Source organism: Rhizobium sp. BK491 (assembly GCF_014194925.1).
GTDB lineage: Bacteria > Pseudomonadota > Alphaproteobacteria > Rhizobiales > Rhizobiaceae > Rhizobium.
This window is the reverse complement of the sequence record NZ_JACIAR010000003.1, coordinates 297,721-314,852: the sequence shown is the minus strand read 5'-3', so window position 1 is coordinate 314,852 and position 17,132 is coordinate 297,721. Positions and strand designations below refer to the sequence as shown.

11 protein-coding genes are annotated in these 17,132 nt (G+C 57.0%); 8 read left to right on the top strand and 3 right to left on the bottom strand.

From position 1 onward, the window contains the following. Positions 1-46: 46 nt before the first annotated feature. The 4 genes from FHX05_RS15825 (at position 47) to FHX05_RS15810 (ending at position 6,268) form a co-directional block, all read left to right on the top strand. Positions 47-1,450, top strand: coding sequence for a hypothetical protein (locus FHX05_RS15825; protein WP_112337056.1), 1,404 nt, complete (start codon positions 47-49; stop codon positions 1,448-1,450). Continuing rightward, complete coding sequence (locus FHX05_RS15820; protein ID WP_183872858.1) at positions 1,447-3,486, top strand: glycosyltransferase; 2,040 nt, start codon at positions 1,447-1,449, stop codon at positions 3,484-3,486. The genes FHX05_RS15825 and FHX05_RS15820 overlap by 4 nt, the downstream gene beginning before the upstream one ends. Beyond that, on the top strand, positions 3,483-5,201 hold the full coding sequence (locus tag FHX05_RS15815; RefSeq protein ID WP_112603145.1) for a Wzz/FepE/Etk N-terminal domain-containing protein: 1,719 nt from the start codon (positions 3,483-3,485) through the stop codon (positions 5,199-5,201). Before FHX05_RS15820 ends, FHX05_RS15815 begins: the two co-directional genes overlap by 4 nt. Before the next feature lie 65 nt (positions 5,202-5,266). Further along, positions 5,267-6,268 carry a glycosyltransferase gene (locus tag FHX05_RS15810; protein WP_183872856.1) on the top strand — a complete coding sequence of 334 codons (1,002 nt, stop codon included), beginning with the start codon at positions 5,267-5,269 and terminating at the stop codon, positions 6,266-6,268. A 35-nt stretch (positions 6,269-6,303) separates the two neighbouring features. On the opposite strand, the gene FHX05_RS15805 is transcribed toward FHX05_RS15810, so the two are convergent. Together FHX05_RS15805 and FHX05_RS15800 are read right to left on the bottom strand one after the other, a co-directional pair. After that, positions 6,304-7,743 carry a lipopolysaccharide biosynthesis protein gene (locus FHX05_RS15805; RefSeq protein ID WP_183872854.1) on the bottom strand — a complete coding sequence of 480 codons (1,440 nt, stop codon included), beginning with the start codon at positions 7,741-7,743 and terminating at the stop codon, positions 6,304-6,306. 213 nt (positions 7,744-7,956) lie between these two features. Beyond that, positions 7,957-9,924 carry a hydrolase gene (locus tag FHX05_RS15800; RefSeq protein WP_183872852.1) on the bottom strand — a complete coding sequence of 656 codons (1,968 nt, stop codon included), beginning with the start codon at positions 9,922-9,924 and terminating at the stop codon, positions 7,957-7,959. Positions 9,925-10,229: 305 nt separating this feature from the next. On the opposite strand from FHX05_RS15800, the gene FHX05_RS15795 reads away from it, so the two are divergent. The 3 genes from FHX05_RS15795 to FHX05_RS15785 all read left to right on the top strand — a co-directional run bounded on the left by FHX05_RS15795 (position 10,230) and on the right by FHX05_RS15785 (position 13,800). Beyond that, positions 10,230-11,567 carry an NAD(P)/FAD-dependent oxidoreductase gene (locus FHX05_RS15795; protein WP_112603137.1) on the top strand — a complete coding sequence of 446 codons (1,338 nt, stop codon included), beginning with the start codon at positions 10,230-10,232 and terminating at the stop codon, positions 11,565-11,567. A gap of 171 nt (positions 11,568-11,738) precedes the next feature. Beyond that, positions 11,739-12,821 (top strand): glycosyltransferase family 4 protein, encoded by a 1,083-nt coding sequence (locus FHX05_RS15790; protein WP_183872850.1) that lies wholly within the window; start codon positions 11,739-11,741, stop codon positions 12,819-12,821. A 46-nt stretch (positions 12,822-12,867) separates the two neighbouring features. After that, on the top strand, positions 12,868-13,800 hold the full coding sequence (locus FHX05_RS15785) for a 1,3-beta-glucanase (protein WP_183872848.1): 933 nt from the start codon (positions 12,868-12,870) through the stop codon (positions 13,798-13,800). Between the two features lie 47 nt (positions 13,801-13,847). Here FHX05_RS15785 and FHX05_RS15780 read toward each other — a convergent pair whose 3' ends face one another. Next, positions 13,848-15,005, bottom strand: a complete 1,158-nt coding sequence (locus FHX05_RS15780; RefSeq protein ID WP_183872846.1) for a glycosyltransferase — start codon at positions 15,003-15,005, stop codon at positions 13,848-13,850. Between the two features lie 448 nt (positions 15,006-15,453). Here FHX05_RS15780 and FHX05_RS15775 point away from each other — a divergent pair, with 448 nt between their 5' ends. After that, complete coding sequence (locus FHX05_RS15775) at positions 15,454-17,103, top strand: ABC transporter substrate-binding protein (RefSeq protein ID WP_183872844.1); 1,650 nt, start codon at positions 15,454-15,456, stop codon at positions 17,101-17,103. Positions 17,104-17,132: the final 29 nt, after the last annotated feature.

The window sequence follows — 17,132 nt, the reverse complement described above, 5'->3', positions numbered from 1 at the left end:
ACCGCAACGCTGTCCAGCGTCGATCTCGTCGCCGCGAGGCTCTGACATGAGTATCGAGCCGATCGGTATCGCTGCCATTCTATGCGGGCTCTTCTGCCTCTTCCTCGGCGATAGTGCAACCGTCATAGCCCTGGGGGTGGCGGCTGTATTCGGATCGGCAGCGGCAATGTTCGTCGGAGCCGCCAATATTCAGCCCGGCCATGTTATGCTCGGCTTCCTACTATTGGGTGTCATGACGCGGGAACGTGCAACACGCGAATTTCTCCACGCGTTGAAATTCGGCGAACCTGGCTTCTGGTTTGCCCTCCTTGTCTTTTATGGCGTGCTGAGCGCATACTTTTCGCCGCGGATTCTGTCGGGCGTCACCCAGATCGTACCCCTCGGCACGACAATATTTGACGATAGCCGATCGACAGTTCCGCTTGTTCCTGTTTCAAGCAATCTTACGCAAAGTGTCTATATGGTTGGCAATCTTCTTTGCTACGCGTTGACGGTTGCGATTGCTTCCAATTGGCGCGGCTTTAATGCAGTCTTGACCGGGCTTCTTGCCTATGCCGTTGCCAACACTGCCTTTGCATTTCTTGACGTCGCCACCTATTCCACGGGCACACAAGGCATGCTTGCCTTCATACGAAATGCCCAGTATGTTCTCCATACCGACGATCAGATTGCCGGCGTCAAACGCATCGTTGGATCATTCACCGAAGCCTCTTCCTTTGCACGCTCAACCCTCGGTGTCTTTGCCTTCACCGGCACGCTCTGGCTCTGTGGCCGCCGTCCTTATCTCACTGGTTTTGTCGCCGTAACGTCGCTTATTCTGGTTGTGATGTCGACATCTTCAACCGGCCTTGTCGGCGCACCCGTGATGGGTTTGATCCTTTACCTGACGGCAATTGCCGTCGGAGGGCATAAGAATGCCCGCCGCTTCAGTACCCTGGCGATCGTATTCATACCGACGATTGCGACCGCGGCGGCGCTACTGATCGCGATAGATCCTGAGGTGTCGAAGACCGTATATAATTACATCGACATCATCGCACTCGGCAAATCCACGTCCGACTCCGCCGTTGAGCGAGGTTCCTGGAACATGGCCGCAATCCAGAATGTCGTCGACACCATGGGCGTAGGCGTCGGTCTCGGCACTGCTCGCACCTCCAGCTTTGCCCTTGCCCTTCTTGCAAATGTCGGCATCGCCGGTACGGTTTTCTATCTGCTTTTCGCCTTCGGAGCATTGATCAGGAAGCGTGGAACCCCGGGCAGCCTTACCGCGGATGCGCGGCTGGCGGCCTGCAACGGCTGCTTCGGCCTCCTTGTCGGCGATATGCTCGTCAGCCCCGTCATCGATCAGGGCCTATTCTTCTGCATGCTTGCCGGACTGGCGTCGGCCCTACCGGAACGCAGCAGACAACATACACGCACCGGTCGCCCTATAGGAGTAGTCACCATATGAGCGCTGGCGCCCTTTTTGCGGTCAACGGCCGCTTCCTCGGTCAGAATCCAACGGGCGTACAGCGTTACGCATCGAATGTGGTGCGCGCGCTCAACACGGCGCTTGCCGCCGCCGATGAACGGGCGGCGATCATTGCCCCTTCCGGGACAACGGATCCGGGGTTCAGTCATATGCCGCTAATGCAATCCGGAGCGCTTTCCGGCCATCCGTGGGAACAGATCACCTTGCCGGCACAATGGCATGGCCGCCTTCTCAATCTCTGTAACACGGCGCCGGCGACCAAGGCGGATCAGATCGTATGCATCCATGACGCCAATGTCTTCACCACGCCGGATAGTTATAGCCGGGCTTTCCGGATCGTCTATCAGACGCTTCAACCGCTTCTCGTAAAGCGCTCGGCTCGCATCGTGACCGTGTCGCATGCCGCGGCGCGCCAGATCACAAGACATCTGCCGATCCGGATCGAAGACATCGCCGTTCTTCCCAACGGTCACGAACATGCCTTTGGCTGGGATCCGGCGCTTGCGCAGATTGCGCCGAGCTTCGTCGCCGAAACCTTCGAGCGATGCGATCGTCAGTTCATCCTGGCACTCGGATCCAAGGCGCGACACAAGAACCTTGCACTACTCGTCGACGCCGCACCGGGGCTCGACGAGATGGGTATCGATATCGTCATTGCCGGTGGCGATGCAGGAATTTTCGTCCCGGGCGCACTCAAGGAACGGCCGAACGTCCATATGATAGGACGTGTTTCGGATCACGACTTGGCTTACCTGCTCGAAAGAGCGCTTTGCCTTGCCTTTCCATCCCTAACGGAAGGCTTCGGTCTGCCGATCGTGGAGGCGATGGCGCGTGGCTGCCCTGTCGTTGCCTCTTACTGTGCAAGCATACCGGAAGTCTGCGGCGACGCTGCTCTGCTTGCCTCGCCAACCGACCCGGCGGCATGGGTTCGACAAATCAGAACGCTGAAGGAATCTCCGGGATTGCGCATCGATCTGATGGGACGAGGATACGACCAGATCAAGAACTTCTCCTGGTCGCAAACGGCTGCCGGCTATATGGAGCTGCTGGCGCAGCCCATCGCGCGGCCAAAAACCTATAAGCCCTCCGGAATCGGAACTCCCCATATCGCGGTGATCGTCGCGACGCGAGGACGGCCGGCGACCGTAAACGCGACCGTGCGCCACCTGCTGGCCACACAGACGCTAAAACCCAAAACGGTCATCGTCTCCTGTATCGATGCCGCCGATGCCGGTAATCTCATCGGTCATCCCGACGTGACAGTCGTAACAGGCCCCGGTGGGTTGACGAGGCAACGAAATACCGCGCTGTTGAACATCCCCGAGGAATGCGAGATCGTCGCCTTTTTTGACGATGATTTCCTGGCAGACGGAAACTGGCTTGCGGCGGCGGCAAGGGCGTTTCGCGATGATAATCAGATCGTGGGCTTCACCGGCCGTGTGCTGGCCGATGGCGTCGGCGGTCCGGGAATCGGCCTTGAGGAAGCATTGCGCCTTGTCGAGACCGCGCCAGCGAGCGACGGGACCTGGGTAGAGCCCTACAGCCCGTACGGATGCAACATGGCCTTCCGGGCGGAGGCTATCGGTGAAACACGCTTCGACGAACGTCTGGTCCTTTATGGCTGGCTGGAGGATCGCGACTTTGCCGCAGCTCTCGGCAAGCAAGGGGGTCGCTTCGTTAAATGCGCGGAAGCGTTCGGAGTGCATATGGGTGTCAAAAGCGGCCGCGTCAGCGGGGACCGCTTTGGCTATTCGCAGGTGATCAACCCCATCTATATGCTGCGCAAGGGGACAATGACGGGCCCGATGGTCGCCAATCACATCTTCTGCAACATGGCCATGAACTTCTCGCGCGCCGTCTGGCCGGAACCTTTCGTCGACAGATGGGGGCGCGCAAAAGGCAATCTCATTGCAATCAAGGATCTCCTTTATGGGCGCCTTGAACCCGAACGGGCGGCAAAATTGCCGACGCGAAGCAAGGCAGAACAACTCAAGTCAGAGGTGAGGACTAGATGACGCAAAACGCTCCGTCTCTACTGGAACGGTCGTCACGGCTTTGGCGGTTGGACGAATTGCCCGCGGACAAGACCAGCGAAGGGCCGGTCGCGCTCCTGCGATCGTTGTGCATGCTCGCCCTGCGACACAAGACGAAGCTTATTCTTTGCACGGCAGTTGGCGTCGGCCTGGCAGCAGCCTATGCCCATTCATTGCCGCGCACCTACACGGCGACGGCCACTGTCCTGCTCGAACCTCGCCACCTCTCTTTGACTTCAAGCCAGGACGCCCAGAATTTCGACCTCAACAGGGCGGACGGCGAGCTTCAAATCATCCGTTCCGAGCGTCTGCTCTCGGCCGTATTCAGCAGCCTTAATCTTGGCAACAACCCGGAGCTTGGCCCGCAGCCGCCAAGCATAAGTGCGTTTGTCATCGGCAACATAACGGGTGCAATAAACTACGTGTGGTCTGCCATAAGCAGCCCCAACACGGGGAAAGCCCCTCGTTCCGATACCACGTCGGGCACACCGGCAAATAGCTCGGCTGGCGATGCGTACCAAGCAGCCTTCTCGAATTTCACACAGCATCTGGACGCGCGCCGTGTCGGTCAATCCTATGTTATCGAGATCAGCTATTCCTCGTCCAATCCGACGCTTGCGGCACGCATCGCGAACGCTACCGTTTCCGCCTACATCCTGCAGGCCGTGAGCTTCAAGGACGAAATGGCCCGGGCGGGAACCGAGGTTCTTCAGTGGCGCCTCGACGCGCTGGCAGCCCAGGTTGCTGCCGCGACCGATGCCATGAAGCTGGGAGCCTTGCCTGCGGTACCGACGCCCGACGGCGATGCACGAATTATCGGCGCGGCACTCGTACCGCTCAGTCCATCGGGGCCACGCGCCACCTTGATTACCGTTTTGGGAGGTATTCTCGGCGTGCTCTTCGGCTTCTCGATCATCGTTCTCAATCTCGCCTTCGATCGCAAGGTTCGCAATGCGAAAGATCTGGCGCGGGATACGGGGGTACCATGTCTCGGAAGCCTTCCGGATCCGGCTGGCCGGGCGAGCACCTTGCGTGGGACCTACAGCAGAAAGTCCTCGGTTGCCATCAATCAGCCAGGCAGCGCGTACGCCATGGCCATTCACAATCTCAGGACATCCATCGAGATCGCATGCTCGACCATTCGAAACGAGCGAGGACTGATCATCGCGATTACCGGATGGGAGCCGGGTCAAGGCATCTCGAAGATGGGCGTCAGTCTGGCGCAATTCCTCAGTCGAAGCGGCCGGCATGTCACCCTCTTTTATGATGAGGCGGGCCAGCACAATCACAGCAATCGCGAGTCGGATGATCTGCTGATGACATCGCTGGCAGATGCCCTCGTCGACGATATGCGGCCCGAGCAGATACTGCTCTCCAACGGACGCAATGACGGACAAGGCATCGCCCGTTTTCCGATCCATTCCACCAATGCACTGACAAATCTCTATGTCGATTTCCGCGACAGAAGGGCAGGACGGATCGTGGAGACCGCAAGGGCCAGAGGCGACGTCCTCCTGGCGTTACCTCCCGTCGGCAGCTCGTCGGATGCGGTCGCATTGTCAGTCCACGCCGATGCCGTGGTGGTGATTGCCAGCGCCGGCAGGACAACGACCGACCAGGTCAACGATACCTTGCTACAACTGCGACGCGCCGGCGCCAATGTCATAGGCACGGTCATCGATCTGGCAAAGGCATGATGCACGTCAAATCAAATCGGTAGTACTTGCTTCAAGGCACCTGCCATTCAATAAGATAAATTCCCATGAAACCGCCAAGAATTGCCGTCATCATTACCTGCTGGAATTATGAAGCCTATGTGGCGAATGCGATCCGCAGCGTCGTATCGCAGGATTGCGATGAATGTGAACTTGTCGTCATCGACGACGGTTCCACCGATACATCATGGGATGTCATCCAACGCGAAGGCGTTACAGCCTATCGCATTGAAAACAGCGGTCAGAGGGCAGCCGGCCTTTATGGCCTGGAGCGCACGCGGGCGCCCTTCGTGCTGTTTCTGGATGCGGATGACGAGCTGGCGCCGGGCTCCCTTGCGACGATCCTCTCGGAATTGGACGACGACGTTGCCAAACTTCAATTCTCTCTGACACGGATCGATCATCGCGGAGACACTCTCGGCGCCGGCACGACCCTCGAAGGATTTCGAGATCGCCACGTGATTGCAGACAGCGTGCTGCGTACGGGTGTTTATACCACCCCTCCGACATCGGGAAATGTCTTCAGACGCGACGTCTGCGAATATTTGAGAGAAATGGATTACGATCCAGCGATCGATGGATTGCCGCTCTTCGTCGCCCCTTTCATGGGCGATATCGTCAGCCTGCCCCAAAGGCTTGGGCGCTACCGCATCCACGGCAAAAATTTTTCCGGACTAGGACGCGCGGTCGATCCAGCCCCGTTGCGCCAAGAGCTGCGCCGATTTGTTATGAGGATGGAGCACTTGCGCCGAATTCTGGAGAGAACCGGACGCGCAGACGCGCTCGTTCGACCGGAAGAGGCCTATTATTATATCGAGCGCAATTTCTATCTGGCGATCGCGGAAGGCAGGCGCCCCCCGATCAAGTGCTTCCTTTCTCTGCTGCGAAAACTCCAACACCAGCAATACCCGTTGAAGACCAAGGGGACGATTGCGGCATTTTGCCTGCTCACGATGATATTGCCGAACCGGAACGCCCGCCGCGGCCTCGCCTACCGGCTGAACGGCGGCAACCGTTCGACCGTCGGACTCCTACAGGCGTTGATGTAACAAAGGCATCCTTCACGCGTGGCACAATCGAAGCATCACCGACGATCGGCCAATTCGAACCGTCCTTGGCCGGCGATCAAGCGCATGCCAAGCGCCAGCAGCGTGCCGACATAGGCCGCTGCACCGGTTCCAGCCACGAAGACAAGCTCGAGAACATGGTTCAAGGCACGACCTGACAATTGGTCGCGCAGTATTACGACCCATAAGACCATGACAATGGCAGCAAATCCGATTTTCCAGAGATTCTTCAACTGTGCCCATATTCCAAGCCCCAGTTGCCGCCGCACCTCATCCAGATAGAACGCGAACATGATGGTCGAAAGAAGCACCCTTGCAGCACTGACACCCGTGATCGAGAAAAGATAGAAGCCGATCGATATCAGTATGACCCGCAGGCACAAATCGATGCTATTCAACCTGAAAAGCACATGCGGGCGATCAAGCGCAAGGCTGACCGAATACAGCGTCTGAAAATAAGGTATTGGGATCACGGACAGGGATAGAAGGCTAAGCAAAGGAGCGGCGTCTTTCCATTTCTCACCTAGAAGCAGATCCGTGACGAGGTCTGCCGTCAGAAATATTCCGATGCAAGCGGGGATCGAAATAAGCATCGCAAACCGAGCCGCCTTTAGAAAGGCCAGACGCATTCGCTGCCGATCAGAAGTTATGAGCGAGAATGCAGCCATGACCGGCTGCAATGCGGGACCGATGAGAGACTGTGTTGGAACGACCGAGACATCGCTGGCAATTGCATAGCGTCCAAGCGTCGTGCTATCGGTCGTCGCGCCGATAAGAAAGCGATCGAACTGCCAGTTGAGCGCTGAAATCAATTGTGCGGAACTAAACCATCCAACGAATCCGGCGAAATCCGAGAGACGCCGCAGCGAAAACGCCGGCCGATATGGTGCAAGAAGATAGGAAACCACCACAGCCGCCACTGAATTGGTGACGAAATTCGCGGCGATTGCCCAATAGCTGCCTCCCGAAAAGACCGTGATCATCGCAATGACAAAGGCACATAGTTTCCCGCTGAACTCCAGAAGAAAGGTTTGACGAAAGCCGAGCTCCCGGACGAAATGTACCATCGCTGGACTGCAGAAACCCCTGGCAATCGGCCCGATCGCCAGAACGGCAATCAGCGGAGTGAGTTGCGGATTGTGATTGATCCACGAGAAGGGCCACGCGGCGGCCAGGACGATGAGCGCAATCAGGCCGCTTCTTACCACACTCAGCGTAAAGCCCGTATCGAGGTGGCTCTTGTCGACCATATCGAGCCGAACCATCGCCTGCGTGACGGGCACTTCCAACACCGTATCGACCACCACGACAAGCGACATCGCCAGCGCCGCCAAACCGAAATCGGCGGGTGTCAGGATACGAGCGAAGAGAAGAAGCGTGCAGAAATCGACGAGGCGGCCGATAAAGCGTGAAACGACGAGCCAACCGGCTCCCTTGAAGGCTTTTAATGCAAGCATGCGACCCTAGCGCTCCGTCTGTCTGGGACCCGGCCCGCGGCTGCGACGGCGCAACGCAAAGACCTGATGTCGAAAGCAGCTCATCACTGACGACCGTTCCAAGGCTTTGCGAGTCGGAACGATCCCCGTGCCCCATCCGGTATCCGTCGCTCTCCTAGAGAAACCGTTATGCGCCATATCACTCATGTACATATCCTTGGCAGCCTCCGTTGTTCAGCGATACAGCCGGGCCGAGACCCCTCGCAGCACATGCGCCATTTCCAGCGCCGCAAGCAACGGCGGCTTGAAGCGGGGGAAATCACGAGCGATGGCGCCCTCACGCCAAAGATGGGATTTCACCGACATCAGCTTCGCGGCTAGGGCGACTTTCTGCGAATGATTGAGCACTTGAACAAGATCGGAGCGGCCGAAATCCACGGAGCGGGCGCCGACGTCGAGCGCGACAACATCGCTGGGGCTTGGATTGATGATCGCCTGCTTCAGACGAAGCCACGCACGCCCGGCATCCTGCAGAACTTGTCCTCCCGTCTCGACCTGTTCGATATATTGCAGCGCGCCAGTCAGAAGCGGATTTCCGGCCGACGGATCCACCGCGCCGAACCGGATATCCCCGGCATTGGAGACGACGGCACCCTCAGCTGTCTCACTGAAATGACGAACGGAAGAGAGTGCCGGCTCGAACAGGCTTTCGATGATCTGCCAGTATCGTAGAATGACGGTTTCCGGCTTGAAAGGGTTATAAAGATTCTGCTCGACGACAAGGCCGGCGACCCTGGGAAAATGATCCTCACTCAGACCCTTGTAGTTGCACCGGGCAAACTGGATCGTCTCGAAGCGCCGTTGAGGAAACCCCGCAGACAACAGGCGCTGCGTGCTGCCGTAAAAGCCGGTATCGCAAAGTATGATGCGCTGCGCTCCGGCAGAGATCTGTTCCAGGTGGCGAGCAAAGAGATCGTTCTGTTTGCGGATGTCATCAAGAACGTCTCGCCCAGCATCCGTATCCAGAAGGGCAAAAAACCGCGCGGGATCGAATATATGGCGCCAGGTATCAGGCAATTCATAGGCACGCCCGCCCAGGGCGCGAGCGACATCTGCAAAGCTTCCACCCTGGAATTCGCGTCCAAGCTCATCCAGGACCGCGGGGCTTCGAAGCACGACCGCCGAGCGCGCGGCCACGAGCCTTGAAATCTGGATATTGTCACGCTTGAGATCGAGTGGAAGCCCCAGCTTTTTCACGAGGCGTTCGAACGCCTCGCGGATGCCGATGCCGCCACGCGCGCAGAAGAGCAGCGCGGTGTCATGCCCAAGTCTGGCCTGAGCAGCATAGAGCCAGATATAGAGACAAAATTCTGCAACGATCGGCCCGAAGACATCTCGGCCAAACAAGACTTTGTCGCTTAGCGTGGGTGGCGCAGGGACGTGCCGCCAAGGCTGCTTCCCCAATCGACTGATCGCCTCAGTTTTTGCTCCGTCCACGCGCGAGGCGTAGCGTTCCAATCGGCTCTTGGGCAGGTGAAGTGTACGCAATCCCATCGAGTCCGGCATTCGAAAATCGGCGATATCGTCATCGCCTATGTGCAAGACGCGAGATGGAGCAACGGACTCGTTCTCGAGCATGACGGAGAACAATGCGCCATAGCGCTTGCTTGCCTGGGCGTCGGCGCTCGAATAGACGCGATCGATCAAGCCTGGGCCATGAAAATGATTGATCAGCACCGTAAGCTCTGCAGCGGAAAGCGCTGTATCGCTGACGGCAACGATACGGGTTCCCGCCTGGCGAAACTGCCGCAGCAGGGCAGCAAGCCAGGCGTTTGCGCGAAGAGCCGTCTTCTCGACCGAAAGCTCTATGGCGATGCGCTCTCCGACAAGATCGTTCGGCAAGCCAAGCAATTGGAGCTGCCTGCGGATAATGTCGCTCAGTTGCACTTCGCCAACCCCTCCGCCCATGTTGAGCGCGCGATAGGCGAACTTCTGCGCGAGAAGACGACACCTGACCAGTTCAGCCTTCTCGACAAACAGTCCCTTTTCTTTCAGGAGGCGGGCAAACCGGGTTTCGCCGGCGGCAATGCGCGAACGCTGCGACGTTCCACGGCGCAACAGCAGTGTGTCGAATACATCGGTGGAAATCAGGTCGATTTCGCCAAGATTATTGTAGACATCGTCGAGGCTTGGCCGCAGCACGAGATAACTCCCTCGGCGTTCACCGGAATAGTAATAATCGACACAGTCATAATTTATTCGCAATCAAATCTGGCGTCCCATCAGAAGACGAGCCGATCCGCCGATGATCTAACTACACAAATACGGATATATCAAGTAAAATTGCAATATATATTGAGTATTCACTCGAATTTTTGTTCCATATAGAACTTACACAGATTTGTGATACACCATTAATGAAGTGAGTTCCGAGCACTTTTCGACTTAAACTTTCAATAAGCAAAATTTAATCTAGTGCATGAAAAGCCGCAGCAGGGGACGCTTCCATGAACGATGCGGGTCATTATGCCGCCAACGATGTTATCGCCGAAGTAGAGAGATTTGATGCCATAGTGCTGGGGGCGGGCATCTCTGGGCTGGTCTCCGCCTCGGTCCTCCAAAAGCAGGGCTATCAGCGCATCCTGATCGTCGACACCTACGGCCATGTCGGGGGCAATCACATCGACTGGTCGCATGGAGGATATACATTCGATATCGGCAGCCTGATCTTTCAGGACGACTCCCCGTTGCTTGCCCATTTTCCGGAATTGCTGCCGCTCTATGTTCCGATCGAACCGACATGGGCGCGCTTGAACCCTCAGGGAATGATCACTGCCTATCCGATTTCGGTACGCGATGACATTTTCAGCGCCGGCGTCGCTGAAGTAGTCCGAATTTTCTCCTCGGTCATTTTCGCGCGGCTCTTTCAGCGAAAGATGCGCAACGCGAAAGAATTTGCCCGCTATTGGATCGGGAGCCGCCTGCTGCATCGCTCCGGCCTGGAATCCTACATGAAGCGTTTCTATGGAGCGGCCGTCGAAAGCATAGACATCGATCTCGCTCGCAAGCGGATGCTCTGGATCAGCGAGCATGCCTCCTTGAAAAATCAGATCGCGCGGGCATTCAGACGCAGTCACAAAGGACCGAAAAACCGGCAGATGGCTCGCCCGAAGGAAGGTTTTCAATTCCTCTACCGGGCTGCAGTCGAACGGTTGGAGCAGCGTGGCGCGGAATTTGATTTGGCAGCGGACATGCAGACGATCCGCAAGGTTCACGATCAGCTCCACCTGCAACTGCAAGACAGGGTCGTGGCTTCACATCGCGTTATCTCGACCATACCCATTCATATGGCCGAAAAACTGTGTGGCCTCGATTCCGGCCGGAAGCTTGAGACGATCACCCTCATCTCCCTCTATTTCAGCTTTTCCGGCAATCGCGGCTTTTCGCAACCGATCATCTATAATTTCTCGCATCAAGGCGCCTGGAAGCGCTTGACGATGTACTCCGATTTCTACGGTCGGGTCGATGATCGCGAATATTTCACAGTCGAGGTCATCGGCAATCAGATTGGCTGCTCGATAGAACGCGCCGAGAGCGACTTCAGGGATCATGTTCACGCCAACGCCCTTTTTGAGGGTGATCTCAAATTGGAAGGCAGCGACATGCTCGCAGAAGCATATCCCATCTATAGCAAGGGTGCTGCTGGCCATGCTGCCCAAGCAATGCAACAACTCCTTGCGTTCGGTCTCGAATCCTTAGGCCGCCAGGGTGGTTTCAACTATCAGCCAACAGCACGGGCTTCAACAGTGGAAGCAGAAGCAGCACTGCAAAGGCCAATACCATAGGCATTGACAACAGCACTCCTGTATAATTGGAAATACCATTCGAGATAGCAGCGAATTCTATAATATAAACGCGATGCTTTATCATTGCCATGCCAGGACAGCTAAAGCATACTACGTCATCATCCTCGATATATCGTGTTTATATTTATCACACTTATATAAGGTGCATTCATGCGGATCTTGCATATACTGAATCACACGAACAGGCTGAATGGACATGTCCATGCAGCAGTCGATCTGGCATGTGCACAGGCCCAATTGGGACATGACGTATGTATTGCAAGCGGCGGCGGTGATTTCGACCCGCTGCTACACAAGAATAATGTCGCAACGGTAATGGTTGACCACCAACGAAAGCCGGTCAATCTTTTGAAATCATCCTTCGCCTTGCGCAAGCACGTCCATGCATGGCAGCCCGATATTGTCCATGCCCATATGATGACAAGTGCAGTTCTGGCGTGGCCGATTTGCAGGTTGTCGGGCACTCCGCTCGTCACCACCGTTCACAATGAATTCGAAAAGAGCGCGATCTTGATGGGCCTTGGAAACCGCGTCATCGCAGTCAGCGAGGCCGTGCGCGCTTCCATGCTCAGGCGGGGGATACCGTCATCGAAGCTTTGTGTGGTCCTTAACGGGACGATCGGCTCGGTCCGCTCCGAAGGCCGCAGCAGAACGCCGGTCGATCTGCCATCTCCGAGCATCCTTTTCGTCGGCGGCCTACATCCGAGGAAAGGCCTGCCCGATCTCTTTGAGGCCTTTCGCCTGGCGCATGAACAGCATCCCGAGGCCAGACTTGTTATCGTCGGAGAAGGGCCCTTCCAAACCGACTACATGGAAATGGTGGCAAAGATGGAGTGCGCTTCGGCCGTCGCCTTCCTGGGCGCCAAGGAGGATCCATTCCCCTGGATGGCGGCGGCGGATATTTTTGTACTGCCGTCACATGCCGATCCGGCACCGCTGGTTCTCTCCGAAGCCCGCGAGGCAGGGTGCGCGGTTATCGGCAGCAATGTGGACGGGATCCCGCAGCTCCTGGAATATGGGGCGGCGGGAATACTGGTGCCGCCGCACGATCCGCCCGCTTTGGCCGCCGTGCTCAGCGAACTCCTTGGAGAACCTGTCCGAATGCAGGAGTGGAAGGATAAGAGCCAAGTTCATCTCGACCGCCTGACGATCAGTCGCGTCGCCCATGAGACGCTAGATATCTATGGCAGCGCCCTTGCAGCCGGCTCGAAGAACGCAGCCGTCGCCGCGTAGGACTTGAACCGTCAGGGACGATGCAATCGATCGAGGAGAAGCAGCAATGCCAAGCCTGACATCCCGGCGCAACGTGCTGATAGGCACGGCATCGTTGGCAGCGGCCGGCGGCCTGCTGCTTGCAAACCGTCATCCGGCGGCGCAGGTACAGCAGGATCCGACCGCAGGCCGTACCGTCATCTTCGATGAAAACTTTACAGCGCTTGATCAGACGACCTGGCATGCCGGGGCCAAGGCGACCACCTTTGACAGCGGCTTTTATGGCAGATCGGCCTTCAGCCGCTTCGGTGGTGAGGAAGGGTTCGATCCTTATGCGATCGTCGACGATCCATCCGCCAGCAACGGCAAGGCACTGCAGATCTCGGCTCAATATATTGGGCGCCCCATGCAGGTGCCGAACTATTACGGCAACAATCTTCCCGAATATCAATGGATATCGGGCAATATCCAGACGGCGAGGCCTGACGGCACGATCCTGAGGGGTTGGCGACAAGGCTATTTCGAGGCGCGGATGTGGTTTCCTGCCCATCCCTTGAGCTTTCCGGCTTTCTGGCTGATGAATGGCAGAAGCATTCTGTTCCCAGCAACGAGCAACGAACTCGACATAGTCGAGCAGAAGGGCTGGGAGCGCAATTTATACGGCGCCTATCTGCATGAATGGGGCAAGCCTGGCGAGCATCACGAAGGAGTGGGCGTTCCCACCGACGTCGATATTACAACCGGCTATTTCCGCTATGGCCTGCTCATCGAAGGTGCACGCTGCCGCTTCTATTTCGAACGCAAGCAAATCGCCGATCCGAAGACCGGCGGGCTCATCGAGTGGACGCTCGGACGCGCGGCAGAGATGGACGCGCAGAACGATATCTTTTGGCCGCTCCTGACGCTGGCTCTGCGCTCGGATGTCCCCTTCCCCGATCCTTTGCAGCCGCAGGATCGCCAAACCCACATGCGTGTCGACTACATGCGGGTCTATGCATGATATCCCTAAGACCCGGCGAGCGCCGGGTTTCATGATGCCGTCATCTTTCAGGCAATCAGCGGTGCAGGTCCCATGGCGGCTATCCGCAAGGCATCTGCATGAACATCCACGACGCGTTCTGTGTCGTAAATATCAATGAAGTTTTGCCGAAATTCGGCATGCGCACGCTCTTCCTCGATATGGTCGCAATAGTAAAGCATCGCCCTGACAAGCTCCTCGCCTCCGGAAACCGGCACGAGAAGGCCGAGGCGTCTATCGACCAATATGTCGCTCGGGCCAAATTCACAATCGGTCGAGATGACCGGCAGCCCAAATCGCAACGCCTCACATATTGCCAACGACCACCCTTCCCAGCGTGATGTCGACACATAGACATCACTCGCCGCCAGTGCCGGTGAGGGATTGTCGGGATGGTGTTCGACGCTTACTACGGCTGCGAGCTCCAAATCCCGTATCTGGTTACGCAGTTCAGCCTCGCCGTCTCCATAACCCACGACCTTCAGCCTGATATTAGGACGAAGCTTGTAGGCTTCGGCAAATGCCGTGAGGAGAATGTCCTGCCCCTTCTGGAAGGAGAAGCGACCAACATTTACAAACGTGACGTGCCCCTCTTCTCCCTCGGGCTTTTGAAGGGCATCGAAGCGTCTGACGGGATTGGGCAGCCAATATTGCCGGACGTTGCTTCTGAACATCGCTTTGAACGATTCAAGCTGCCTTGGCGACGTGCCGAACACATAGGTCAGCCGCTTGATGAAATAGATCCTCATCAGGAAGAACAGGATCTTCGCTTTCAGATGGCTTGGCTCCAGCCGCGGGTTGCCATGCAGGTGCATGGCAAAGTTCCGCCGGATGCCGATACAGGCAATCATGCAGATCACTGTCGGCTCGATCTGCGGAACAACGACCAAGTCATAGTCTTTTGCGCCGATGACATCGCGCAAGACCGACATGAGCTCGCGTCTGTTGTGTACGATCCTGTCGATTATGTTGTAGCTCTGTGTTCCGTGCGGCCGATTTTTATGCTCGGACGTGTAGAGAACATCGATATCGAAATCGGCGGGATATTTATCGGAGAGGGCTGAGCATATCGTATCGACAACTCTCTCGATACCGGCAAACGAACTCGTTCCCGGCTGGATATAGAGAATTCTCTTGGGGGACGCAGGCGAAGCCTGATCCGTCTCAGTCGATAATGCGGCCTTCATATGCACGCGCCCTCTTCGACCTGTCCGTTCGTCTCTAACTATACTATCAATGCTAAAGCTATATGAGGGAATATTGCCTCAAATTCGGGAGAAATCTACACGAATAATGCCGGCGATCGAATAAGTTCTCGTTCGCGACTATAAACCTCGCCTTACGCCTATTCGAGCATTCGATCTTGCTGCATCAGCCAGTTCCAGGAGCCCTATTGGCTCGGATACATCAGTCGTGACAAGATCGATGCGGTGAGGCTGCTCGCCAGCAAATATTTTTCCGGTTAAGTCTCCCCCCGCCGGGCCTGAAAAATGCTGATCCCCTGCAGAGGCCAAAACCGGCCAAAATAATCCATAAAATTGGTAGAAAAAGAACAACCAGTCTTTCTCCTTTTGGTTCTGCCTGCGTAGGCTTTGTTTCAAGAATTCGCAGAACCCGAACCATCAGGATCTTTCTATGACCGAACGCCTTTTCTCGCTCTCCCTTTCCCGGCGCCGCTTGTTGATCACTTCATCCGCCGTGGCGACCGGTGCTTTGGCGGCGATGGCAGGCTTCACTCCCGCACATAGTGCCGGCGAGCCGAATGGCGGCGACATCACCTTCCTCATCGATTCATTGGGTGACAGCTGGATCCCGAACAACAGTGCGATTTCCAGTTTCCAGGGCCACATATGGGGTCACGTAACCGACAAGCTCATCTACGTGGATGCCGCCGGCAAGGTTAGCCCGTGGGTCGCCGAGCGCTGGGAGCAGAATGACAGTGCCACCGAGTTCACCCTCCATCTCAAGAGTGGTGTGACCTTCTCGGACGGTACGCCCCTCGATGCATCTGCCACTGTCGCCAATCTCGACATCTGGTACGCCGGACGCAAGAAAGAAGGCATCAACCCGATTGGGCTTTTCCCGAAGACCTACGACCACGCCGAGGCGGTCGATGCGACCACGGTGAAGGTCTTCTTCAAAAAGCCGACGCTCGGCTTCATTCCGACCCTTGGCTATCACGGCTCCATTCTGATCTCCCCCAAGACCATCGCACAGCCGGCCGCGCAGCAGGCCGATCTCAGCAAGACCTCCGGCAGCGGGCCCTATGTGGTCGATTCCTGGAAGGAAGGCGACTTCGTCAAGCTGGTCAAACGCAAGGATTACAACTGGGGTCCTGCGGCCGTCGGTCATACCGGTCGGGCCTATCTCGATACGATCACCTACAAGCTGGTATCCGAACCGTCACTGCGGGTTGCCGCAGTCCAATCCGGCCAGGCGGACGTTGCCTATAACGCCTCGCCGCAGGAGCTGACATCGCTCAAGCAGGACGGCTTTACCGTCGCGACGCCGCGTTATCTCGGCTTCGTCAATGGCTGGGCAATCAATACGAAACTCGCGCCTTACGATGACGTCAAGGTGCGACAAGCCTTGCAGGCCGGCATCAATCGCCGGGAAATCATCGATACCGTCTACACCCCCGACTGGAAGCTCGCGACATCATTCATTCAGAGCAACGTTCCCGGCGCGACCGATCACAGCGAGCTTCTGGCCTACAATCCAGACAGAGCCGAGAAACTCCTCGACGAGGCGGGCTGGAAAAAGGGGGCTGACGGCATACGCACCAAGGACGGCAAGCAGCTGTCATTGACGCTCAATTCCAACCCATATCTGGTGACCTCGAGGTCGATCGACGAACTCATCGCTCAGCAGCTCGGCAAGATCGGCTGGAAGGTCGATATCCGGGCCTATGACGTCGTGACCTACGGCCAGAAGGTTCAGTATGGCGGCGCCGGCGTCCCGGCCTATGAGGTGACGCGCAGCTTTATCGACGCCGGCACCGTCGCGAGCATCCTGACTAACGCCAATAACGGCGAGAACTGGTTCGCACTCGGCGAGAGCGACCAGAAGATCAACGAACTGCGCGACAAGATCGCCAGCGCCGGTTCTCTCGAGGCCAGAAACCCGCTGCTCGACGAGCTTCAGAAATATGTCCTCGAGCAGGGCTACTTCATTCCGCGCACACAGATGGTCCAGCGCATCTATGTCCAGTCTCCCAAGCTCAAAGGCGAGACATACAACGGCGTCGCCTATGCCAGCTATTACACGGCCACGATCAGTGACTGACCCACAGCGCAGCGAAGGGAAGCGAGGAG

Coding starts and splice junctions, on each gene's coding strand:
- FHX05_RS15815 (WP_112603145.1), top strand. CDS start 3,483: ATGACGCAAAACGCTCCGTCTCTACTGGAACGGTCGTCACGGCTTTGG.
- FHX05_RS15790 (WP_183872850.1), top strand. CDS start 11,739: ATGCGGATCTTGCATATACTGAATCACACGAACAGGCTGAATGGACAT.
- FHX05_RS15780 (WP_183872846.1), bottom strand. CDS start 15,005: ATGAAGGCCGCATTATCGACTGAGACGGATCAGGCTTCGCCTGCGTCC.
- FHX05_RS15795 (WP_112603137.1), top strand. CDS start 10,230: ATGAACGATGCGGGTCATTATGCCGCCAACGATGTTATCGCCGAAGTA.
- FHX05_RS15805 (WP_183872854.1), bottom strand. CDS start 7,743: ATGCTTGCATTAAAAGCCTTCAAGGGAGCCGGTTGGCTCGTCGTTTCA.
- FHX05_RS15775 (WP_183872844.1), top strand. CDS start 15,454: ATGACCGAACGCCTTTTCTCGCTCTCCCTTTCCCGGCGCCGCTTGTTG.
- FHX05_RS15810 (WP_183872856.1), top strand. CDS start 5,267: ATGAAACCGCCAAGAATTGCCGTCATCATTACCTGCTGGAATTATGAA.
- FHX05_RS15820 (WP_183872858.1), top strand. CDS start 1,447: ATGAGCGCTGGCGCCCTTTTTGCGGTCAACGGCCGCTTCCTCGGTCAG.
- FHX05_RS15785 (WP_183872848.1), top strand. CDS start 12,868: ATGCCAAGCCTGACATCCCGGCGCAACGTGCTGATAGGCACGGCATCG.
- FHX05_RS15825 (WP_112337056.1), top strand. CDS start 47: ATGAGTATCGAGCCGATCGGTATCGCTGCCATTCTATGCGGGCTCTTC.